This window comes from Burkholderia sp. AU33803 (genome assembly GCF_002223095.1).
GTDB lineage: Bacteria > Pseudomonadota > Gammaproteobacteria > Burkholderiales > Burkholderiaceae > Burkholderia.
The window spans coordinates 146,866-167,839 of the sequence record NZ_NKFJ01000006.1 but is presented as its reverse complement, the minus strand read 5'-3'; the positions used below and the strand labels follow the sequence as shown (position 1 = coordinate 167,839).

Below are 20,974 nucleotides of genomic sequence, written 5' to 3'. Positions count from 1 at the left end.
GCAGTGCGTCATGCCGTGGCCGCGACGCACCACGAGAATGGCCGCCGCGGCCTTGGCCCGCGCAAATTTGGCTTTCTACAGTCGTTTCCGGCGGTACGCGCCGCCGCCCCCCTGCTCGATGCGGAGTCCAGAACAATGAATCGTCACGATAGCGTTCGCGCCGCGTGCTGCGCGATGTGGGTCCTGGCCGTTACCGGCGCGCACGCGCAAAGCAACGTGACGCTGTATGGCGTGATCGATGCGGGCATCCGCTACGAAACCCACGGCGTGTCCTACGGCGCCGACGGCGCGCCGGTGTCGACGGGCCGCAAGATCTCGATGGCGGACGGCGGCGGCCTGACGGAGAGCTACTGGGGCCTCAAGGGGCAGGAGGATCTCGGCGGCGGGCTGTCCGCGCAGTTCAACGTGGAAAGCCACTTCGGCCCGAACAGCGGCGCGATCGTGCCGGCCGGCTCGCCGAACTTCTTCGAGGTCGCGTACGTGGGGCTGACGTCGACGTCGCTCGGCCAGCTCGCGCTCGGCCGCCAGTACAACGTGCCGTTCGAGATGGTGTCGCTGACCTACGGCTCGAACCTGTGGGCCGGCCCGCAGGACCCGTACTTCAACCTGTTCAAGCCCGAGCAGACGATGCTCGCGGGCTCGCGCACCAGCAACATGATCCAGTACGGCGCGCAGCTCGGCAGCCTGTACCTGCTCGCGCAGTACGCGCCGGGCGGCCATGCGGGCGGCGGCGTGCTGGGCAGCCAGGCCGGCGCGGCGGTCGCGTACGCGCCGGACAAGGGGCCGTTCACAGTCGGCGCGTCGTTCATGCGCAGCTGGGACGACGTCACACACGCGAAATTCGACATCTACGGCGGCGGCGGCTCGGTGACGCTCGGCAACGCGACCGTCAACGCCGGCTATATCGAGAACGCGCGCGACAACGACTTCACGTCGTTCGGGAACGGCCCGTTCAGCCCGACCGATCTCGCCGCGCTCGGCATCATCTCGCCCGCGCAGGTGGTCGACCCGTCGACGCCCGGCGGGTTCCGGCGCCGCAAGATGGCGCTCGCGGGGCTGACCTACCGGTTCACGCCGGCGTTCACGGCCGCCGTCAATGCGTGGTGGACCACGCAGTCGGGCTACACGCCGGACTTCGACGGCCGCGCGCGCCAGTTCCAGGTGATCGCCGGCTACAGCCTGTCGAAGCGCAGCATGCTCTATGCGGAAGTCGACTACGCGATCTATCGCGGCGGCCTGGTCGGCGCGCAGCTGGTCGGCATCAACGGACAGGCGCCGAGCACGAGCACCACGCAGCTCGGCGCGACGGTCGGCCTGCGCCACTACTTCTGACGCGGGGCCGCGCAGGATGTGGGCTATCGCGGCCGGGGCGGCACCGGGTTTCCGGCCGGGCGGGACGAGTACAATCCATGGAAAAAAATACGGAGCATCCATGGACGAACCCGACCGTTATACGACGGCGAATCTGCCGGTCCATCTGTTGCGGTGCCTCGCGGAGACAAGCAAGGAACTGGGCATCGACCCCACGCGGCTGTGCCTCGGGCTCGGCTTCGACGTCGCGGACCTGTCGAATCCGTCATGCAGGATTTCCTTGCGCCAGGCGAGCACGATGATCCGCCGCGCGCTCGAGATGGCGCCGGGGCGGGCGCTCGGCCTCGAACTCGGCACGAGCGAGACGATCGCGTCGATCGGGCTGGTCGGCTATGCGATGCTGACGAGCCCGACGTTGAAGGACGCGATCGCGGTCGGTATGGAACTGCAGCGCCACACGGGGCCGCTGTTGCGCTTCGACGTGACGTCGGATGCACGCACGCTGTCGATCCGCGCGACCAACGTCTTCCTCGAACCCGACATCGAGGCGTTCCTCGTCGAGGAAGCGTTCGGCAGCTTCATGAAGATCGGGCGCTCGCTCGTCGGCCCCGCGTTCCAGCCGAAGGGCGTCGATCTCAGCTACCCGCCGCCGGCCTACGCGGAGCAATATGCGCGCGTGTTCCCGTGCCCGGTGCGGTTCGAGCAGGAGCAGAACCTGTTCTCGTGCGACGCGGCGCTCGGCAACCGCCCGATCGCGACCCACGATCCGCTCGCGCACCGCCAGGCGCTCGAATTCCTGCAGGACGCGCTGCCGCCCGAACCCGAAGGCACCGAGTTTCTCGAATCGATCGAACGGATCATGCGGCGCGACCTGCGGCACGCGCCGTCGCTTGCCGAGATCGCCGCGCAGCTGTGCATGAGCGAGCGCACCCTCCGGCGGCGGCTCGCCGATCAGGGCGTGTCGTACCAGACGGTGATCGACACGATCCGCCGCAAGCGCGCATTCACGCTGCTGAGCAACCCGCGGCTGTCGATCGAGGACGTCGCGCACGAAGTCGGGTTCAGCGACGCGCACAACTTCCGGCGCGCGTTCAAGCGGTGGACGGGACACGGGCCGAGAGAGGGACAGCGCACGGCGCCGTGACGGGCAAGGTTTCGACCGTGGCGGGCGGTGGCGCCGCACCGCTGCCGCATCTACCTGTTGACGTGGCCCGCACGCGCATCACTGCGCGTCGCCGATCCCGCCCATCAGCATCATCAGTTGCTCGCGCAGCCACCGGCTGCCCTGGTCCTGATCGGCGCTGCGATGCCAGTAGCAGAAGTATTCGAGGCCCGGCATCTCGAACGGCAGTTCAAGAATCCGCGCCGGATAGCGCTGCAGCAGCCGCAGCGGCGCGGTCAACGCGAGATCGCCGCGCATCGCGATCAGCGGCGCGACCATGTAGTGCTGCACGCGCATCTGGATCGTGCGGCGCAGCCCGAGCCGCGTCAGCTCCGCGTCGACGTGCCCGCTGCCCTTGCGGCGGCTCGACACGTGGATGTGCCCCATTGCAAGGTAGTCGTCCATGGTGAGCGTGTCGCCCTTGAACGGGTGATCGTCGCGGATCATGCACGCATAGCGGTCGCGCACGAGCAGCGCCTGGTGCAGGTGCGGATCGCCGATCAGCGGCGCGTCGATCGCGAGGTCGACGGAGCCGTTCGCGAGCGCGGTCGCGACTTCGCGGCGGTCCATCGTGTAGCTGCGCACGTGCATGCCCGGCGCATGCGTCTGCAGCAGTTCGCCGAGCGCGGGCAGCAGCAGCGCCTCGGTCAGGTCGCTCATGCTCATCCGGAACACGCGCGTCGACGACGCCGGATCGAACACGTCGCCTTCGTGCGCGCTCGAATCGAGCAATTGCATCGCCTCGCGCACGCGGCCGACGATGTTCTCGGCCAGCGGCGTGGGCATCATCCCGGCCGGCGTGCTGACGAACAGCGGATCGTTCAGGGTCTTGCGCAGCCGCGCCAGCGCGTTGCTGACGGCCGGCTGCGTGATGTTCAGCACCTCGGCCGCGCGCGTCAGGTTGCGCTTGGTGTAGATCGCGTCGAATACGACGAACAGGTTCAGGTCAATCTTCGAAAGGCGCATCGCCGGATCTCCTTGCCGGCATATTACGGCGGGCACCTCCCGTTCGTCCACGGCCCTGCGCATCGTGGCGCGACGCTCAGCCGCGCAGCGGCGGCGTCAGGTACGCGGCCGTCGAACCCGGCTCGCCGTCCTTGATTTCCATCCGCGCGATCGCCTGCAGATGCACCTCGTCCGGGCCGTCGGCGAAGCGCAGCGCGCGGCCCCAGGTCCAGTGGTCGGCGAGCGGCGTATCGGGGCTCAACCCCGCCGCGCCGAACACCTGCATCGCGCGGTCGCACACGTCCGTATAGACGGTCGGCACCAGCGCCTTGATCATCGAGATTTCCTTGCGGGCAGCCTTCGCGCCGACCTTGTCGATCATCCATGCGGCCTTCAGCACGAGCAAACGCGCCTGCTCGATCTCGATGCGCGATCGCGCGATCCATTCGCCGACCGTGCCGTGCTTGTTCAACGGCTTGCCGAACGCGACGCGCGACTGCGCGCGGTCGACCATCAGCTCCAGCGCAAGCTCGGCCGCGCCGATCGAACGCATGCAGTGGTGGATGCGGCCCGGCCCGAGGCGGGCCTGCGCGAGCGCGAAGCCGCTGCCTTCCTCGCCGAGCAGGTTGCGCGCCGGCACGCGCACGTTGTCGAACGTGATCTCGCAGTGCCCTTCCGGCGCGTAGTGATTGACCACCGTGATGTTGCGCACGATCGTCACGCCCAGCGTGTCGCGCGGCACGAGGATCATGCTCTGCTGCTGGTGCGACGCGGCCTCGGGATCGGTCTTGCCCATCACGATGAGGATCTTGCAGTTCGGATGCGCGGCGTTCGTGATGAACCACTTGCGGCCGTTGATCACGTACTCGTCGCCCACGCGCTCGATGCGCGTCGTGATGTTCGTCGCATCCGACGACGCCACGTCGGGCTCCGTCATCGCGAACGCCGAGCGGATCTCGCCGCGCAAGAGCGGTTTCAGCCACTGTTCGCGCTGCTCGGGCGTCGCGAACATGTGCAGCAGCTCCATGTTGCCGGTGTCCGGCGCGCTGCAGTTGAACACTTCCGACGCCCAGGCCACCCGCCCCATGATCTCGGCGAGCGGCGCGTATTCGAGGTTCGTCAGGCCCATGCCGGGCTCGTCGTCCTTCAGGTGCGGCAGGAACAGGTTCCACAGCCCTTCCGCCTTCGCGCGCGCCTTCAGCTCCTCCATGAACGACACGGGATACTGGCCCGCGTGCACTTCCTCGTTCCACTGGCGAATGCGCGGCACGATGTGCGCGTCCATGAACGCGCGCACGCGGCTGCGCAGTTCTTCCACTTTCGGGGTGTAGCCAAAATCCATGATCGACTCCTCGATTCCGTTCGTCCGGTTCGGTCAGAAGGCCGAGACACCGCCGTCGACGGCGACGGCCTGCCCGGTCAGATAAGTGTTTTCCTTCGCGCACAGCGTCAGCATCGTCGCGACGATTTCCTCGGGCCGGCCGAGCCGCTTCATCGGCGAGCCCTGCGCGAGAAAGTCCTGGCGGTCGCCGAGATCGCTGTCGGTGACCATCGGCGTCGTGCTGTAGAACGGGCACACCGCATTCACGCGAATGCCGTGGCGCGCGTATTCGATGGCCGCCGTCTTCGTGAGCCCGACCACCGCATGCTTGGACGCCGCGTAGGCCGCCAGCTTCGGCGCGCCGCCGAGCCCGGCCATCGACGCGACGTTCAGGATCACGCCGGCGCGCTGCGCGAGCATCTGGCGGATCTGGTGCTTCATCCCGAAGAACACGCCCTTCGCGTTCACCGCGAAGCTCAGGTCGAGATCGGCTTCGTCGGTGTCGATCAGCGCCTTCATCGGCGGTGCGATGCCCGCGTTGTTGATGCCGACGTCGAGCCGGCCGAAACGCTCGGCCGCCGCCTGTACCAACGATGCGACCTCCGCCTCGACGCGCACGTCGCAGCGTTGCGCGATCACGTCGGCGCCGGCCGCGCGCAGCGGCGCGGCCACGCGTTCGAGCGCGTCGGCGTTCAGGTCGCCGAGCGCGACGCGCGCGCCCATCGCGGCCAGCTCGCTCGCGAGCAACGCGCCGAAGCCGCTCGCGGCGCCGGTGATCATCACGGCTTGCCCGGCATAGCTGTCGATCTTCATCGCGCGCTCAGATCGTCAGGCCGCCGTCGACGACGATGCATTCGCCGTTCGTGTAGCTCGCCGCGTCCGACACGAGATACAGCACCGTGCCGGCCATTTCGCGCGGCTCCGCATGGCGGCGCAGCGGGATCTTCCCCATCCAGGTCTCGTAGATGTCCTTGTCGGCGAACAGCGCGCCCGCGAACTTCGTCTTCGTGAGGCCCGGCAGCAACGCGTTCACGCGGATGCCGAGCGGCCCGCATTCCTTCGCGAACGCCTTCGTCATGTTGACGACCGCGGCCTTCGTGATCGAGTAGATGCCCTGCCGGTCGCCCGGCTGCAGCGCGTTCACCGACGCCGTGTTGACGATCGCGCCGCCGCCGTGCGTCTTCATCAGCTTGCCGGCCTCGACCGACATGAAGAAGTAGCCGCGGATGTTCACGTCGACCGTTTTCTCGTACGCGGCGAGGTCGGTATCGAGGATGTGCCCGAAATACGGGTTCGCGGCCGCGTTGTTCACGAGGATGTCGAGACGGCCGTGCTTGCCGCGGATATGCTCGAACGTCGCGGCGATATCTTCGAGCCGCCCGACGTGACAGGCCAGCGCCTCGGCGCGGCCGCCTGCCGCGACGATCTCGTCGGCCACGGCCTGGCAGTCGTCGAGCTTGCGGCTCGACACGATCACGTGCGCGCCCTGCTCCGCGAGCAGTTTCGCGATTTCCTCGCCGATGCCGCGGCTCGCGCCCGTCACCAGCGCGATCTTGCCCGTCAGGTCGAACAGATTCGTTGCCATGTTGCTGTGCTCCTCCATTGATATGGTGTCCTGCCGCTGCCCGGTGAAACCGGCCGCTTCAGCGATGCGCGTCGATCACGCCGACGGCCAGTTCGGCGAGCCGCCCGGCCATCGCGCCGACGCGCAGCGCCTGCTCGCTCGACGCATTGCCCTGCAGCGCGCGCGCCTTCACGCCCTGCGCGATCGACGCGAGCCGGAAGAAACTGAACGCGAGGTAGAAGTGCCAGTCGCGGATCGGCTCGATGCCGCGCAGTTCGCAATAGCGCGCGACGATCGCCGCTTCGTCCGGCACGCCGAGTTCGGCGCGATCCTGGCCCGCGAGCCCGCGCACCTGCCCGCCCGACGGCAGCCGCAGGCACATGCAGAGATACGCGAGATCGGCGAGCGGATTGCCGAGCGTCGACAGTTCCCAGTCGAGCACGGCCTGCACGCGGTAGCTGTCGCGCGCGAACATCAGGTTGTCGATCCGGAAATCGCCATGCACCAGCGTCGGCCGGCCCGTGTCCTCCGGGCACGCCTTCGGCAGCCAGTCGATCAGCGTTTCCATCGCGTCGAGGCGTTCGGTTTCCGCCGCGCGGTACTGCTTCGTCCACACGCCGATCTGGCGCTCGAAGTAATTGCCGGGGCGGCCGTAGTCGGCGAGGCCCACTGCCTCGACATCGACGTCGTGCAACGCGGCCATCGTCTGCAGCAACGCGTCGTAGCAGGCCGCGCGATCGGCCTTCGGCAGTTCCGGCAGCGCGGGATCCCAGAAGATCCGGCCGTCCTCGTAGCTCATCACGTAGAACAGGCTGCCGATCACGTCGCGGTCTTCGCAAAGGTGATACGGATGCGCGACCGGCACCGCGGTGCCCGACAGCGCGGTGAGCACGCGGAATTCGCGGTCGACCGCGTGCGCGGACTTCAGCAGTTCGCCCGGCGGCTGGCGGCGCAGCACGTAGCGGCCGCTCTTCGCATGCAGCAGGAAAGTCGGATTCGACTGGCCGCCGGCAAACTTCTCCGTGTCGACCGGGCCTTCGAAGCCCGGCACGTGCGCTTCCAGATAGCGCGTGAGGCGGGCTACGTCGAGTTGCTGGGTAGGGTTCGTCATCGTCGCGATCGTTCGTGGGTCAGCCGTAGGTTCGCAGCGCGTGTCGTTCGGGATCCTCCAGATGCGGGACGCCGTTGAACGACGCGAGGTGGAACGCCTCGGCGTTGAAGAAAAACTGCGAAAGACTGCTGTTGCGGATCTGCAGGTTCAGCGCGATCGCGCTCGACGGCGGGGCGGCCAGCACCTGCTGCACGGTGACCGCGATCGGGCCGCCGGAGCTCACCGCCAGCACGCGCTGGCCGCCGCCGTGGCGGATCGCCGCGCGGGCCTCGGCCACGCGCTGCTGGAAATGCGCCCAGGTCTCGGGGGCCGAATCGCCGAGCTTGTCTTCCGACCAGAGCTGCAGCACCTGCCGGAACGCGCGGAAATGCTCCTTCATCGAGCCGGCCGCGAGGCGGGCGATGTCGGGGTAGTCGTGCGCGGCGGCCGCGAACAGGCCGTGGAAGTCGTATTCGTTCAGGCCCGGGTGGCGGTCGACCGGCGTGCCTTCGCGGCCCATCCCGCGCAGGATCGCGTCAACCGTCTGCGCGTGGCGGTTCAGCGTGCCGCAGATCACGCGGTCGAATGTGAGCGCTTGCTGCGCGAAGTATTCGCCGAGCCAGACGCCCTGCTGCTCGCCCGCCGCGGACAACCGGTCGTAGTCGTCCGTGCCGAACGACGCCTGCCCGTGCCGTACCAGAAAAAGTTCAGCCATCGCATGCCCGCCAGATCAGAAGGATTCAGCATAGGGGGCAGGGACGCATTTTTAAACTTTATTTTCTGAATCCGGGGGTATTCATTCTGTGAATCCATCCCGCGCCGGGCCTTGCCGCTGTTCGACTCGCGCCGTCGCGGCACACGTATTGCTCATCGCCCTCGGCGGGAGAACCGCGAAGTCCAATCCGTTCCAGGAGGGGTGCGATGCTCGGTACTATCCTTATCATCATTCTGATTCTCCTACTCATCGGTGCATTTCCTGCATGGCCCCACAGCCGAAGCTGGGGCTATTGGCCCTCGGGCTCCGTCGGGCTGGTCGTCGTCATTGTCGTGATACTGGTGCTGATGGGCCAGATCTGACGCAGCAGCGCGCCAGCCGGGCAGGCAGAGGCCCGTTTGAAACAATCGCTGCCGGCCATACCGGAACGTGCGCATACCCGCACCGGGATGGCCGGCAGGCGATTCACGGGCATGACGCGCATCGCATGCGATGCGTGTCAGCCCCGACGTCTGCCGGGCTGAAGCGCGGCCCGGTCATGCGGAATGCTTGCCGGCTGCGGCAAAAGCCGGCGTGCGCAGCACGATCTTGCCGATGTGGCGGCCGGAATCCATCAGCGTGTGCGCCGCGCTCGCGTCGCGCAGATCGAAGGTCTGGTAGACCTGCGGCTTCACCTTGCCCTGCCGGATCAGCGGCCACACGGCTTCCTCCAGCTCGCGGATGAGCTGCGCCTTCTCCGCGTAAGTACGCGAGCGCAGCGTCGAGCCGATGTGCGTGAGACGCTTGGTGAGCATCGGGAACAGGTCGAGCTCCTTCGCGGGCCCATTGATCACGCCGATCTGGACGATGCGGCCGTTCATCGCGGCCGCCGCGAAATTGCGTGCGACGTAGTCGCCGGCGATGATGTCGACGATCACGTCGACGCCCTTGCCGTCGGTGAAGCGCTTGACCGCATCGACGAAATCCTCGTTGCGGTATTCGATCGCTAGATCCGCGCCGAGCCGCAGGCTCGCGTCACGCTGCGCGTCCGAGCCCACCGTCGTGATGAGGGTCGACGCGCCGAACGCCTTCGCCAGCATCGTCGCGGTCGTGCCGATGCCCGACGCGCCGCCGTGAATCAGCACGCTGTCGCCGGCCGCGAACCCGCCGCGCTGGAACAGGTTCAGCCAGACCGTCATGAAGGTTTCGGGCAGCGCCGCGGCTTCCGTCATGTCGAGGCCGTCGGGAATCGCGAGCGTATTGCTCTCGTTCGCCACCGCGTATTCCGCGTAGCCGCCGCCCGGAATCAGCGCGCAGACTTCATCGCCGATCGCGAAGCGCGTGACGTCGCGGCCGACCGCGACGACTTCGCCGGCCACCTCGAGACCGGGAATGTCGGACGCGCCGGGCGGCGGGTCGTACAGCCCCTTGCGCTGGAATACATCTGGGCCGTTCACGCCGGCCGCATGAATGCGGATCAGCACTTCGTCGGGGCCCGGCGACGGCACGGGACGCGTGGTCGGCACGAGCACGTCGGGGCCGCCGGGACGCACGATTTCGATCGCCGTCATGCGGGCGGGCAGGGTTTTCACGTCATCAGTCACGATATGATCCTCAGCGTTCGTCGATGCGCGGCCGATTCGCGGAACCTCCTCGAATCGCGGCATCGCAATGGGTGTGAAGACAGTCTAGGGACGGTGCCGCGCGCGGGCACGCAGTGAATTGCCGAACGAGGAATGCAAAAATGCATCAGTCAGCACCATCGATGAACTGGGACGACGCACGCGTGTTCCTCGCGATTCATCGCGAACGCACGTTGCGCCGCGCGGCGCAAACGCTCGGGGTCGACCAGGCGACGGTCGGGCGCCGGCTCGCGCAACTCGAGCACATGCTCGGCGCCACGCTGTTCCTGCGCTCGTCGAAGGGCTACCTGACCACGCCGGTCGGCGCGCTGGCGCTGCGCGCCGCCGAGGCGATGGAGCAGCATGCGCACGAGCTCGTCCGGCTGACGCAGGGCGTCGACCGGCGGCTCGCCGGCGAGGTGAAGATCACGACGACCGATGCGCTCGCGATCGAATTCGTGATGCCGTCGATCGCGCGGCTGCATGCGAAGCATCCCGACGTATGCGTGTCGCTGAACACGTCGACGCAAATCCTGAACCTGGCGAAACGGGAGGCCGACATCGCGGTGCGCACCGTGCGGCCCGACAACCCCGATCTCGTCGCGCGCCGCCTCGCCCGCTGGGACATGGGCCTGTTCGCTTCGCACGACTATCTGCACCGGCATGGCGAGCCCGTGCGCGGCAGTGCGTTCGCGGGGCACGACCTGGTCGTCTACCAGCCGTATGTCGACGCGAGCCGCAAGCCGGCGATCGCCGGCGAGCCGATCGACGCAGGCCGCATCGTCGGGCGGATGAATTCGAGCCTGATGATGCGTGCCGCGCTGCGCTCGGGCCTCGGCATCGGCGAAGTACCGGTGCACATGGGCGAACGCGACGGCCTCGCCCGCATCTGGCCCGCGCAGACGCGGGAAGCGCCTTACGAGGTCTGGCTCGTCACGCACCGCGACCTGCGCCACACCGCGCGCATCCGCGCGACGATCGACGAGATCGTGTCCGCGTTCGACGCGCATCGGTAAGCGCGCCGCCGCGTACCACCGCCCGACCGCTGCTCGACAGCATTTCCCATGCGGTAGTATGGCGACTCGATGGAAACCCCGATGGACTCACACGTATGGCCCAGCCTGATCTCCCGCCCCCTTCCAGCGCCGGCCAGGACGCCCAGGCGCTCGTCCTCATCGCCGAAGACGAACCCGAGATCGCCGAGATCCTGACCGCCTATCTCGCGCGCGGCGGCCTGCGCACCGTGCACGCGGCCGACGGCCGCCGCGCGCTGGAACTGCACCTGCAGCTCAAGCCCGACCTCGTGCTGCTCGACGTGCAGATGCCGCACGTCGACGGCTGGAAGGTGCTCGCCGAGATCCGTCATCGCGGCGACACGCCCGTGATCATGCTGACCGCGCTCGACCAGGACATCGACAAGCTCACCGGCCTGCGCATCGGCGCCGACGACTACGTGGTGAAGCCGTTCAATCCCGCCGAAGTCGTCGCACGTGCGCAGGCGGTGCTGCGCCGTTCGATGGCCGGCTCCCGACAGGAAGAGCAGCGCGTGCTGCGGGTCGCGCCGTTCGAGATCGATCTCGAGCGCCATGAAGCCACGCTCGAAGTGGGCAGCGAACGGCACACGCTCGTGCTGACGCTCACCGAGTTCAAGCTGCTCGCGCAGCTCGCGCGTGCGCCGCGGCGCGTGTTCAGCCGCGCCGAGCTGATGGCCACCTGCCTGCCGGAAGGCGACGCGCTCGAGCGCACGGTGGACAGCCACGTCAGCAAGCTGCGCAAGAAGCTGGACGACCTCGGCGTGCAGGGCGTGCCCGTCAGCGTGCGCGGCGTCGGCTACAAGCTCTGGAGTTGACGTGAAGCTCGACGGCCTGAGCCGGCAGATCGCACTGACGATGGCCGGGATGGTGTTCGGCGTGACGCTGCTGATGGTGCTCACCGCCTCCGTCTTCTACTACGTCGCGTTCAACTACTGGCCCGCGCATTTCAACACGAAGGAATGGCTGCCGACCGCGCCGGAATGGCTGTGGCTGATCGCGACCACGTCGGTCGGCCTCGTGCTGTCGGTCGCGGTCGCCGTCAATCTCGCGCGCCGCATCCTCGTGCCGCTCAATTCGGTTACTGACAGCATCCGCCGCGTCGCGCGCGGCGATCTCGGTGCGCGCGCCGTGGCAGGCGACCGCTCGCTGCACGAAGCCGCGCTGCTCGCCGACCACTTCAATGCGCTCGCCGACGAGCTGCAACGCGTGACCAACGAGCAGGCGATCTGGAACGCCGCGATCGCGCACGAGCTGCGTACGCCCGTCACGGTGCTGCGCGGGCGCCTGCAGGGGCTCGCCGAGGGCGTGTTCAAGCCCGACGAAGCGCAGTTCCGCAGCCTGCTCACGCAGGTCGAAGGGCTGACGCGGCTGATCGAGGATCTGCGCGTGGTCAGCCTCGCGGATGGCGGCCACTTGAGCATCGAGATCCGCGATGCCGACCTTGCCGCCGACGTGCGCGCCGTGGTCGACGTGTTCGCCCATGCGCTGCAGGCCGCCGGCCAGCATCCGGTGCTCGATCTCGACCCGCGGCGCATGCGCTGCGACCCGGTGCGGATTCGTCAGGCGCTGCTCGCGCTGCTGGAAAACGCACGCCGCCACGCGGTGCCCGGCACGATCCGGATCCAGACGCGCATCGAAGCAGGGATGTGCCGGCTGCGCGTCGAGGACGACGGCCCCGGCATCCCGGCCGATTTCGCGCCGCACGTGTTCAAGGCGTTTCGGCGCGCTAACGCATCGCAGCCCGGCGGCAGCGGCCTCGGGCTCGCCGTCGTCGCGGCGATCGCCCATGCGCATCACGGCGAGGCCCTCTGCGTGCCGACCGGCGCGGGCGGCACGCGGTTCGAAGTGCAGTGGCCCGACAACCTCGTGCCGGCGCCGGGAAACGCGCGCTTTCCGGCTTGAGGCACTGCCTTTACTGCACCTTTACCTCCGCTTCAACCGTCACGCGCCCGGTTCGCGCCCGACCTGTTCGAGCGGCGGGCTGAACCCGAGCACCGTGTACTCCCGCACGGACACCGTTCCTTTCCCGGCCGCGCCCTGCACGACGACCGCGCGCACGGCACCGGCGCGGTCGAATTGCAGGCGGGTGCCGAGGGTCGCGTTGCGCAGCGCCTCCAGTTCCTCGATCCGCGCGATCGCCAGCTTGCGCACCGCGCCGGACACGTACACCGGCAGGAACACCAGCGCGATGAAGATCGACACCGCGTCCTTCGACGCGGTGTCCAGCACCGGCTGACCCGACATCACGAGCGACAGCGAGGTTGCCGCGACGAAGATCGCCAGCACGGTCGCGCCCACGCCGAGCGACGAGAACCGTTCGGCCGCCTTCTTCATGCGCGCCTTCACGAGCGCGCGCGTGGTCGCGGCGGGCACCAGCCATTCGCGCTGCGCGCCGTGGTATCCGGCGAAGCCGAGGAACAGCGTCGCGACGGCGCTGATGCCGATGGCGGTGTACAGCGCGTCGAACAGCACGCAGACGAATTCGAGCACGAACACGATCACCGGCGGCCACAGCAGCAGACGGAACGAATAGCCGTCGCGGCCATGCCCGCGGATCCACCATTTCACCGGCGGCAGCTCCCAGAAGCGGCTCTCGCGGCGGAGTGAAAGTTCTTCGTCGTCGGTCAATTCTTCACCTGTGGTGCTCCGTTGCGTCGGGTACGGCTGATGCGGATGATGCGGCTGATGCCGCTGATGCCGCTGAAACGGGAATGAATACCTGGGGTTATCGATTGATCCCAAAGATTCATTAGACAGTGTCTCCGCCGCCGCGCGATGCTGGCCCGGCCAGTGAACGCGGCGTCATTGTCACGCCGCGCACGAGAATGGAGTGAGACACATGCCTAACGACCCCCGTCAACGGCGCCACACGCTGTGGCTGCTGTGCGCGCTTTCGTTCATCCTCTACGTCGACCGCGTCAACCTCGCGACCGCGGCCGGCGCGATCAAGGCCGAACTCGGCCTGTCGAATACCGAACTTGGCGTCGCATTCTCCGCGTTCGCGTATTCGTATGCAATCTGCCAGATCGGCGGCGGCTGGATCGCCGACCGGTTCGGCGCCCGCATCACGCTGATCGGCTGCGGGCTGATCTGGGTCGTCTCCACCTTCACCACCGGGCTCGTGCACAGCCTCGGGCTGCTGTTCGCCGCGCGGCTGCTGCTCGGCATCGGCGAAGGCGCGACGCTGCCTGCCCAGGCCCGCGCGATCACCCACTGGTTCCCGCGCGAGCGGCGCGGCGTCGTGCAGGGCTTCACGCATTCGTTCTCGCGGCTCGGCAACGCGGTCACGCCGCCGATCGTCGCCGCGCTGATGACCTGGCTGTCGTGGCGCGCGGCGTTCTTCGTGATCGGCGTGGTCACGCTGGTGTGGCTCGCGTGGTGGATCGTCGGCTTCCGCGAACATCCGGTCGGCGACGCAGCCGGCCACGATCGCCCGCGCGCTGCCCGTGCCGCGCCGCTCGCCGGCCCGACGCCGTGGGGGCCGCTGTTCCGCCGGATGGCGCCGACCATCTTCGTCTACTTCTGCTACGGCTGGACCGCGTGGCTGTTCTTCACGTGGCTGCCGACGTTCTTCCTGAACGGCCAGGGCCTGAACCTGAAGTCGACCGCGCTGTTCGCATCCGGCGTGTTCTTCGCGGGCGTGGTCGGCGACACGCTCGGCGGCTGGCTGTGCGACCGGATCTACCGGAAGACCGGCAACCTCGCGCTGTCGCGCCAGAGCGTGATCGTCGCGAGCTTCGTCGGCGCGCTCGTGTGCCTGCTGCCGCTCGCGGTCGTGCATTCGACGGCCGGCGTCGCGCTGTGCCTGTCGGGGTCGTTCCTGTGCCTCGAACTGACGATCGGGCCGATCTGGGCCGTGCCGAGCGACATCGCGCCGACCCACGCCGGCATCGCGAGCGGGATGATGAACGCGGGCTCCGCGATCTCGGGGATCCTGTCGCCGATCCTGTTCGGCTACCTCGTCGATCGCACCGGGAGCTGGACCGTGCCGTTCATCGGCTCGGTCGCGATGCTGCTGATCGGCATCGTCGCCGCGCTGCGGATTCGCCCGGATCGCTCGTTGGCGGAATCGATGCCGGCGCTCGTTGACGCGCCTGCGGCGCCGTCGGCTCGCTGAGGCGGTTTGCTTCGGGGTCGTCTGCCTTATCCGTCTCGTTGACGGCGCTATCGCGCTTCATTGCGTTTCGCGATGGTGGTGCGTGACCGGCTCGGCTTGCTCGGTTAGCTCGGCTAATTCGGCTGGTTCGGCTGGTTCGGCTGGTTCGGCTGGTTCGGCTGGTTCGGCTGGTTCGGCTGGTTCGGCTGGCTTGGCTGGCTTGGCTGGCTTGGCTGGCTTGGCTGACTCGGCTGACTCGGCTGGCCGGGGTAGCGCGGCTGGCCAGGTTGACTCGGCCGGCTCGGCTGATTCGGCCTACTCGGCAGATTCGGCCAACGTGGTTGATTCGGCCACCTCGGCCGGCGCGGCTGGCTCGGCCGCCTCGGCTGGCAAACCGCCCCATCAAGCGCCGCCATCATCTCCGCCCCCTTCGCGGTGAAACAGCGCAAGAAACTGCTGCGCGGGAATGCTCAGCGGCCGGTCGCGCCGCACGAGGCTGCCGTACGACGGCAGCTTCTGTTCGAGCGTGTAATCGACGATCGCGACGAGCCCGTGCTCCGCGTTGCGCTGCGCCACCGTCAGCGGGATCACGCCGAGCATCGTCGAACGGTCGACGAGGTTCATCGTGGTCAGGATCGACCCCGTTTCGACCAGCCCGCGCGGCATCGGCTGATGACGCGCATTGAACTCGCGCTCGACGACCTCGCGCGCCGGGCTGCCGGCCGGCTGCAAGATCCACGTGTAATCGAGCAGCGCGTCGAACGCCACGGGCCCCGCCCCCGCGAGCGGATGGTCGCGGCCCGCGATGATCGCGAGCGCCTCGTCATCCACCACGCGGAAATCGCAATCGGTCCCGACGTGGCGCCCGATCACCACTTCGAGCACGCCTTCGCGCAGCTGCGGCATCAACCGGTCGCTCGTATCCACCGCGATGTCGATCGCCAGCAGCGGGTAACGCGACTTCAACTGCACCAGCGCCTCGGTGAGCCGCCCCGGCGACGCCGCCATGATGCTGCCGATCGCCAGCCGCCCCGCGCTGCCGAGCTGCAGTTCGCCGAGCTCGCGGTTCAACGCCTCCACACTGCCGCGGATCCCGCGGAAATAGCCGAGCACGCGCTCGCCGGCCGGATTCAGCACGAGCCCGCGCCCGACGCGATCGAACAGCCGCTGGCCGAGCGCGCTCTCCAGCTCGGCCAGCATCTTCGTCGCGGCCGGCTGCGTGAGGCCCATCTGGTCGGCCGCCGCGCGCAGCGTCGAGCATTCGTCCACGGCCAGCAGCAGCGCGATCTGCCGCATGCGCAGCCGGTTCAGCAGCTGCGGCGTCGAGTCTCGTCGGTCGATCGAGCCCATCTCTGATTACTCCAGGTTATCGATTCATCAAGAGTTTTCAATTTACCGACTCATTCCGTCTACCTAGCATGAACCCCATAGACAAACGGCCCAGCGCCGCCACCGGAGACACCGCATGAACACCCCCTCGCCCGCCACGCCCCTGCCCGTCGTCGCGCTGACGCTCGGCGACCCCGCCGGCATCGGCGCCGAACTGATCGCGAAACTGCTCGCCCGCCCCGACGCAACTTCCCGCGCGAACCTCGTGCTGATCGGCGATCGCTGGCTGTGGGAAGCCGGCCAGCGCGTCGCGGGCGTGACGGTCGACGTCGAACCCGTCGCCTCGCTCGCCGCCGCGCGCGGCCGGCCGTCGACCGAACGCGCCGCGTTCGTCGCCGTCGACACGATCGATCCGGCCGACGTCACGGTCGGGCAGCCCGGCGCGGCCGGCGGGCGCTCGACGCTGACCGTGCTCGACCTGTGCCTTGACGCCGCGCTCGCCGGCGACATCGACGCGATCTGCTTCGCGCCGCTGAACAAGTACGCGATGAAGCTCGGCGGGCTGAAGCACGAGGACGAGCTGCACCACTTCGCCGAAGCGCTCGGCGTGACCGGCTACTTCTGCGAATTCAACACGCTCGGCGAGCTGTGGACCGCGCGCATCTCGTCGCACATTCCGCTGAAGGATGCGCCGGGCTACCTGAGCATCGAGCGGATCGAACAGGCATCCGAACTGATCTACCGGTCGCTGCTCGCGAACGGCGTCGCCGCGCCGAAGGTGGCGATCGCCGCGTTCAACCCGCACGGCGGCGACGGCGGCAGCTGCGGCCGCGAGGAAGTCGACATCATCGAGCCGGCCGTGCGCAAGCTGCAGTCGCGCGACTGGCCGACCGACGCGCCGTTCCACGGCCCGTTCCCCGCCGACACGATCTTCCTGAAGGCGCAGGCCGGCGACTACCAGGCGATCGTCACGATGTACCACGACCAGGGGCAGATCGCGATCAAGCTGCTCGGCTTCTCGCGCGGCGTGACCGTGCAGGGCGGGCTGCCCGTGCCGATCACGACGCCCGCGCACGGCACCGCATACGACATCGCGGGCCGCGGCACGGCCGACGTCGGCGCGACCTGGCAGGCACTGCAGATCGCCTGCCGGATGGGCGCCGCGCGCCGCGCACAGCCCGTTTCCGCCTGACCCGACGGCCCCGCCGGCCGACCGCTTTTCAACACGACAACATCACACCGAACTCCGGAGACACCCGATGAAGATCCGATCCGTGCGCGCCCGCGTATTCCAGTGGAAAGGCAAGACCGTGCCGCCCCAGGGCAACTTCTGCTCGAACGCGATGGACCTGCTGTACGCGCCGCAGGAAACGATGAGCACGTTCCGCTTCCACTCGTGGACGGTCGTCGAAGTCGAGACCGACGACGGCATCGTCGGCCTCGGCAACGTCGCGCTCGCGCCGCATGTCGCGAAGGTGATCATCGACCAGTATCTCGCGCCGCTCGTGATCGGCCAGGACCCGTGGGACTACGAATACCTGAACCAGCGGATGTATCGCGCGACCCACGCGTGGGGCCGCAAGGGCATCGGCATGGCGGCGATCTCGGCGGTCGACATCGCGATCTGGGACATCCTCGGCAAGAGCGTCGGCAAGCCCGTGTTCAAGCTGCTCGGCGGCCGCACCAAGGAAAAGATCCCCTGCTACTACTCGAAGCTCTACCGCACCGACCTGAAGGAGATGCAGGACGAGGCGCAGCGCTACCTGAAGGAAGGCTTCCGCGCGTTCAAGATGCGCTTCGGCTACGGGCCCGCGCACGGGCAGCAGGGCGTGACCGAGAACCTGAAGTCGGTCGCGGCGATCCGCGAGGTGATCGGCTACGACAACGACCTGATGCTCGAGTGCTACATGGGCTGGAACCTCGAATACGCGAAGCGCATCCTGCCGAAGCTCGAGAAATACCAGCCGCGCTGGCTGGAGGAACCGGTGATCGCCGACGACATCGACGGCTACGCGGAGCTGAACCAGCTCACGCGCATCCCGATCTCCGGCGGCGAGCACGAGTTCTCGCTGTACGGCTTCAAGCAGTTGCTCGATCGCAAGGCCGTGTCGGTCGTCCAGTACGACACGAACCGCGTCGGCGGCATCACGATGGCGCACAAGATCAACGCGCTGTGCGAGGCGTACAGCGTGCCGGTGATCCCGCATGCGGGCCAGATGCACAACTATCACCTGACGATGAGCACGCTCGCGTCGCCGATGAGCGAGTACTTCCCGATGTTCGACGTCGAGGTCGGCAACGAGCTGTTCTATTACATCTTCGACGGCGAGCCGGTGGCCGAGAACGGCTTCGTGCAACTGCGCGACGACGTGCCGGGCCTCGGCCTCACGCTGAAGACCGAATTCCTCGACCAGTTCGACATCGTCGAGTGAGGCCCGCCATGCACGCACGCTACCAGGGCGTCTTTCCGGTTGTGCCGACGATCTTCGACGCGACCGGCGCGCTCGATCTCGACGGCCAGCGCCGCTGCATCGAGTTCATGATCGATGCCGGCTCGCACGGCCTTTGCATCCACGCGAACTACTCCGAGCAATTCGCGCTCGGCGACGACGAACGCGACCTGATCACGCGCGCCACGCTCGAGCACGTCGCGGGCCGTGTGCCGGTGATCGTCACGACGTCGCACTTCAGCGCGCGGATCTGCGCGGAACGTAACCGGCACGCGCAGGCACTCGGCGCGGCGATGGTGATGGCGATGCCGCCGTATCACGGCGCGACGTTCCGCGTGCCGGAGGCACAGGTGCGCGCGTTCTTCCGCGAAGTCACCGACGGCCTCGACATTCCGCTGATGATCCAGGACGCGCCCGCGAGCGGCGTCGCGCTGTCCGCGCCGTTCCTCGCGTCGCTCGCCCGCGAGATCGACGCGGTGTCGTACTTCAAGCTCGAGACGGCCGGCGCCGCGTCGAAGCTGCGCGAGCTGATCGCGCTCGGCGGCGATGCGATCGAGGGGCCGTGGGACGGCGAGGAAGGCATCACGCTGCTCGCCGATCTCGATGCCGGCGCGACCGGCGCGATGACGGGCGGCGGCTATCCGGACGGGATTCGCCGGATCACCGACGCGTATTTCGCCGGCCGCCGCGACGAAGCCGTCGCGCAGTACGCGCGCTGGCTGCCGCTGATCAACTACGAGAACCGTCAGTCAGGATTCCTGACCGCGAAGGCGCTGATGCGCGAAGGCGGCGTGATCGCGTGCGACGCGCCGCGCTCACCGTGGCCCGCGCTGCATCCGCAGGTGCGCGCCGGCATGCTCGACGCGGCGCGGCGGCTCGATCCGCTCGTGTTGCGCTGGGGGCGCTAGGCGCGAGGCACCCTGCATCGGTTCACCCGTGCAACGCCGCAGGGCGTTGCGCACCGGCGCGTCACGGCGTGACAGCGGTCCATCAGAAGACCGCCGCCGCCCTCACCAAGATTGGAGACACCATGACCCTGTTGAACCCGGCCACCCCGGCCTACGAAGCCGGCGAAGCCATTCCGCGCCGCCGCTGGCTGCGCGTGATCCCGCCGCTGCTGCTCGCCTGCATCATTTCGTACATGGACCGCGTGAACATCGCGTTCGCGATGCCCGGCGGGATGAACGCCGATCTCGGCATGGACGCGACGATGGCCGGCCTCGCCGGCGGCATCTTCTTCTTCGGCTACCTGTTCCTGCAGATTCCCGGCGGCCGCCGCGCGGCGCTCGGCAGCGGCAAGACCTTCATCGCGTGGTCGCTCGTGAGCTGGGCCGTGCTGTCGGTGTTGACCGGGCTCGTCACGCACACCTGGCAACTGCTGACGCTGCGCTTCCTGCTCGGCGTGGCCGAGGGCGGGATGCTGCCCGTCGTGCTGACGATGGTCAGCCACTGGTTTCCCGACCGCGAACGCGGCCGCGCGAATGCGATGGTCATCATGTTCGTGCCGCTCGCCGGCATGATCACCGCGCCGCTGTCCGGCTTCATCCTCGCCGCGTACGACTGGCATCACCTGTTCTTCAGTGCGGGTGCGCTGTCGCTGCTGTGCCTCGTCGTGTGGCTGATGTTCGCCGACGACGGCCCGGAGACCGCACGCTGGGTGTCGCCGCGCGAGAAGGCCTACATCCTCGACGCGTTGCGCGAAGAGCAGGAGCGCAAGCGCGCGGCCGGCACGCCGGCGGCCGCGTCGTTCGGCGAGCTGCTGCGCAACCCGACGATCTGGCTGCTGATCGCCATCAACTTCTGCTATCAGGTCGGCATCTACGGCTATACGATGTGGTTGCCCACCCTGCTGAAAAACCTCACGCACACGGGGATGGGCAAGATCGGCCTGCTCGCGATGCTCCCGTACGTCGCGATGGTGATCGGGATGTTCGTCACGTCGTATTTGTCTGACCGAACCGGCAAGCGCCGACTGTTCGTGCTGCTGCCGCTCGTCGGCTTCGCCGCGTGCCTGGCGCTGTCGGTGCTCACGCATGCGTCGATGGCCGTATCGTTCGCGTTCCTGATCGGCTGCGGCTTCTTCCTGCAGGCGGCCGCCGGCGTGTTCTGGGCGATTCCGCCGAAGCTCTGCAGCGTCGAGACGGCCGGCAGCGCGCGCGGCCTGATCAACGCGCTCGGCAATCTCGGCGGCTTCTGCGGCCCGTATGCGGTCGGCGTGCTGACCCAGCACGTGAGCGCGGCGGCCGGCGTGTACAGCCTCGCGATCACGCTCGCGGTGGCCGGCCTGCTCGCGCTGACGCTGCCGAAACGCTGCGAGGACTGACACCGGATACACGAATACGCAGGCTTGCTGACG

20 protein-coding genes are annotated in these 20,974 nt (G+C 68.1%); 11 read left to right on the top strand and 9 right to left on the bottom strand.

Annotated features, from left to right (window positions below):
* Positions 1-135: 135 nt before the first annotated feature.
* Positions 136-1,332, top strand: coding sequence for a porin (locus CFB41_RS17885; RefSeq protein ID WP_089457327.1), 1,197 nt, complete (start codon positions 136-138; stop codon positions 1,330-1,332).
* A 100-nt stretch (positions 1,333-1,432) separates the two neighbouring features.
* A complete protein-coding gene (locus tag CFB41_RS17880; RefSeq protein ID WP_089443619.1) occupies positions 1,433-2,455 on the top strand; it encodes an AraC family transcriptional regulator in 1,023 nt (340 codons plus the stop codon).
* 78 nt (positions 2,456-2,533) lie between these two features.
* Here CFB41_RS17880 and CFB41_RS17875 read toward each other — a convergent pair whose 3' ends face one another.
* The 6 genes from CFB41_RS17875 to CFB41_RS17850 form a co-directional block, all read right to left on the bottom strand.
* Complete coding sequence (locus CFB41_RS17875) at positions 2,534-3,439, bottom strand: LysR family transcriptional regulator (RefSeq protein WP_089457326.1); 906 nt, start codon at positions 3,437-3,439, stop codon at positions 2,534-2,536.
* Between the two features lie 76 nt (positions 3,440-3,515).
* Positions 3,516-4,760 (bottom strand): acyl-CoA dehydrogenase family protein, encoded by a 1,245-nt coding sequence (locus CFB41_RS17870; RefSeq protein WP_089457325.1) that lies wholly within the window; start codon positions 4,758-4,760, stop codon positions 3,516-3,518.
* A gap of 33 nt (positions 4,761-4,793) precedes the next feature.
* Complete coding sequence (locus tag CFB41_RS17865; protein WP_089443622.1) at positions 4,794-5,552, bottom strand: SDR family NAD(P)-dependent oxidoreductase; 759 nt, start codon at positions 5,550-5,552, stop codon at positions 4,794-4,796.
* A gap of 7 nt (positions 5,553-5,559) precedes the next feature.
* Positions 5,560-6,324, bottom strand: coding sequence for an SDR family oxidoreductase (locus CFB41_RS17860; RefSeq protein WP_043179052.1), 765 nt, complete (start codon positions 6,322-6,324; stop codon positions 5,560-5,562).
* 58 nt (positions 6,325-6,382) lie between these two features.
* A complete protein-coding gene (locus CFB41_RS17855; protein WP_089457324.1) occupies positions 6,383-7,414 on the bottom strand; it encodes a phosphotransferase in 1,032 nt (343 codons plus the stop codon).
* A gap of 19 nt (positions 7,415-7,433) precedes the next feature.
* Positions 7,434-8,108, bottom strand: coding sequence for a histidine phosphatase family protein (locus CFB41_RS17850; protein ID WP_089457323.1), 675 nt, complete (start codon positions 8,106-8,108; stop codon positions 7,434-7,436).
* A 206-nt stretch (positions 8,109-8,314) separates the two neighbouring features.
* On the opposite strand from CFB41_RS17850, the gene CFB41_RS17845 reads away from it, so the two are divergent.
* Entirely contained in the window at positions 8,315-8,470 is a 156-nt protein-coding gene (locus CFB41_RS17845) for a DUF3309 family protein (protein ID WP_089443626.1), read from the top strand.
* A gap of 174 nt (positions 8,471-8,644) precedes the next feature.
* Here CFB41_RS17845 and CFB41_RS17840 read toward each other — a convergent pair whose 3' ends face one another.
* On the bottom strand, positions 8,645-9,658 hold the full coding sequence (locus CFB41_RS17840; protein WP_089458909.1) for an NAD(P)H-quinone oxidoreductase: 1,014 nt from the start codon (positions 9,656-9,658) through the stop codon (positions 8,645-8,647).
* A 173-nt stretch (positions 9,659-9,831) separates the two neighbouring features.
* On the opposite strand from CFB41_RS17840, the gene CFB41_RS17835 reads away from it, so the two are divergent.
* From CFB41_RS17835 to CFB41_RS17825, 3 genes are all read left to right on the top strand, one after another.
* The gene (locus CFB41_RS17835; RefSeq protein WP_226207436.1) at positions 9,832-10,725 is read left to right on the top strand and encodes a LysR family transcriptional regulator; all 894 of its coding nucleotides are present in this window, start codon (positions 9,832-9,834) and stop codon (positions 10,723-10,725) included.
* Between the two features lie 95 nt (positions 10,726-10,820).
* Positions 10,821-11,558: a response regulator gene (locus CFB41_RS17830; protein WP_089443628.1), complete on the top strand. Its 738-nt coding sequence runs from the start codon at positions 10,821-10,823 to the stop codon at positions 11,556-11,558.
* Between the two features lies 1 nt (position 11,559).
* A complete protein-coding gene (locus tag CFB41_RS17825) occupies positions 11,560-12,645 on the top strand; it encodes an ATP-binding protein (protein ID WP_089457322.1) in 1,086 nt (361 codons plus the stop codon).
* A gap of 39 nt (positions 12,646-12,684) precedes the next feature.
* Here the strand turns inward: CFB41_RS17825 and CFB41_RS17820 are convergent, their stop codons facing one another.
* Positions 12,685-13,371, bottom strand: coding sequence for a hypothetical protein (locus CFB41_RS17820; protein WP_089457321.1), 687 nt, complete (start codon positions 13,369-13,371; stop codon positions 12,685-12,687).
* A 211-nt stretch (positions 13,372-13,582) separates the two neighbouring features.
* Between CFB41_RS17820 and CFB41_RS17815 the strand changes: the two genes are divergently transcribed.
* Positions 13,583-14,860, top strand: a complete 1,278-nt coding sequence (locus CFB41_RS17815; RefSeq protein ID WP_089457320.1) for an MFS transporter — start codon at positions 13,583-13,585, stop codon at positions 14,858-14,860.
* Between the two features lie 381 nt (positions 14,861-15,241).
* Here the strand turns inward: CFB41_RS17815 and CFB41_RS17810 are convergent, their stop codons facing one another.
* On the bottom strand, positions 15,242-16,189 hold the full coding sequence (locus tag CFB41_RS17810; RefSeq protein ID WP_089457319.1) for a LysR family transcriptional regulator: 948 nt from the start codon (positions 16,187-16,189) through the stop codon (positions 15,242-15,244).
* Positions 16,190-16,304: 115 nt separating this feature from the next.
* Between CFB41_RS17810 and CFB41_RS17805 the strand changes: the two genes are divergently transcribed.
* The 4 genes from CFB41_RS17805 to CFB41_RS17790 all read left to right on the top strand — a co-directional run bounded on the left by CFB41_RS17805 (position 16,305) and on the right by CFB41_RS17790 (position 20,941).
* Complete coding sequence (locus CFB41_RS17805) at positions 16,305-17,360, top strand: 4-hydroxythreonine-4-phosphate dehydrogenase PdxA (protein WP_089457318.1); 1,056 nt, start codon at positions 16,305-16,307, stop codon at positions 17,358-17,360.
* A gap of 67 nt (positions 17,361-17,427) precedes the next feature.
* Positions 17,428-18,600 carry an L-rhamnonate dehydratase gene (locus CFB41_RS17800; RefSeq protein WP_089443636.1) on the top strand — a complete coding sequence of 391 codons (1,173 nt, stop codon included), beginning with the start codon at positions 17,428-17,430 and terminating at the stop codon, positions 18,598-18,600.
* Positions 18,601-18,608: 8 nt separating this feature from the next.
* The gene (locus CFB41_RS17795; protein ID WP_089457317.1) at positions 18,609-19,526 is read left to right on the top strand and encodes a dihydrodipicolinate synthase family protein; all 918 of its coding nucleotides are present in this window, start codon (positions 18,609-18,611) and stop codon (positions 19,524-19,526) included.
* Positions 19,527-19,648: 122 nt separating this feature from the next.
* A complete protein-coding gene (locus tag CFB41_RS17790; protein ID WP_039344369.1) occupies positions 19,649-20,941 on the top strand; it encodes an MFS transporter in 1,293 nt (430 codons plus the stop codon).
* The last annotated feature ends 33 nt before the right edge of the window (positions 20,942-20,974 follow it).

Bases quoted from the DNA above. Each gene is read 5' to 3' on its own strand.
- CFB41_RS17885 (WP_089457327.1), top strand. From the start codon at position 136: ATGAATCGTCACGATAGCGTTCGCGCCGCGTGCTGCGCGATGTGGGTC.
- CFB41_RS17880 (WP_089443619.1), top strand. From the start codon at position 1,433: ATGGACGAACCCGACCGTTATACGACGGCGAATCTGCCGGTCCATCTG.
- CFB41_RS17875 (WP_089457326.1), bottom strand. From the start codon at position 3,439: ATGCGCCTTTCGAAGATTGACCTGAACCTGTTCGTCGTATTCGACGCG.
- CFB41_RS17870 (WP_089457325.1), bottom strand. From the start codon at position 4,760: ATGGATTTTGGCTACACCCCGAAAGTGGAAGAACTGCGCAGCCGCGTG.
- CFB41_RS17865 (WP_089443622.1), bottom strand. From the start codon at position 5,552: ATGAAGATCGACAGCTATGCCGGGCAAGCCGTGATGATCACCGGCGCC.
- CFB41_RS17860 (WP_043179052.1), bottom strand. From the start codon at position 6,324: ATGGCAACGAATCTGTTCGACCTGACGGGCAAGATCGCGCTGGTGACG.
- CFB41_RS17855 (WP_089457324.1), bottom strand. From the start codon at position 7,414: ATGACGAACCCTACCCAGCAACTCGACGTAGCCCGCCTCACGCGCTAT.
- CFB41_RS17850 (WP_089457323.1), bottom strand. From the start codon at position 8,108: ATGGCTGAACTTTTTCTGGTACGGCACGGGCAGGCGTCGTTCGGCACG.
- CFB41_RS17845 (WP_089443626.1), top strand. From the start codon at position 8,315: ATGCTCGGTACTATCCTTATCATCATTCTGATTCTCCTACTCATCGGT.
- CFB41_RS17840 (WP_089458909.1), bottom strand. From the start codon at position 9,658: ATGACGGCGATCGAAATCGTGCGTCCCGGCGGCCCCGACGTGCTCGTG.
- CFB41_RS17835 (WP_226207436.1), top strand. From the start codon at position 9,832: ATGCATCAGTCAGCACCATCGATGAACTGGGACGACGCACGCGTGTTC.
- CFB41_RS17830 (WP_089443628.1), top strand. From the start codon at position 10,821: ATGGCCCAGCCTGATCTCCCGCCCCCTTCCAGCGCCGGCCAGGACGCC.
- CFB41_RS17815 (WP_089457320.1), top strand. From the start codon at position 13,583: ATGCCTAACGACCCCCGTCAACGGCGCCACACGCTGTGGCTGCTGTGC.
- CFB41_RS17810 (WP_089457319.1), bottom strand. From the start codon at position 16,189: ATGGGCTCGATCGACCGACGAGACTCGACGCCGCAGCTGCTGAACCGG.
- CFB41_RS17805 (WP_089457318.1), top strand. From the start codon at position 16,305: ATGAACACCCCCTCGCCCGCCACGCCCCTGCCCGTCGTCGCGCTGACG.
- CFB41_RS17800 (WP_089443636.1), top strand. From the start codon at position 17,428: ATGAAGATCCGATCCGTGCGCGCCCGCGTATTCCAGTGGAAAGGCAAG.
- CFB41_RS17795 (WP_089457317.1), top strand. From the start codon at position 18,609: ATGCACGCACGCTACCAGGGCGTCTTTCCGGTTGTGCCGACGATCTTC.
- CFB41_RS17790 (WP_039344369.1), top strand. From the start codon at position 19,649: ATGACCCTGTTGAACCCGGCCACCCCGGCCTACGAAGCCGGCGAAGCC.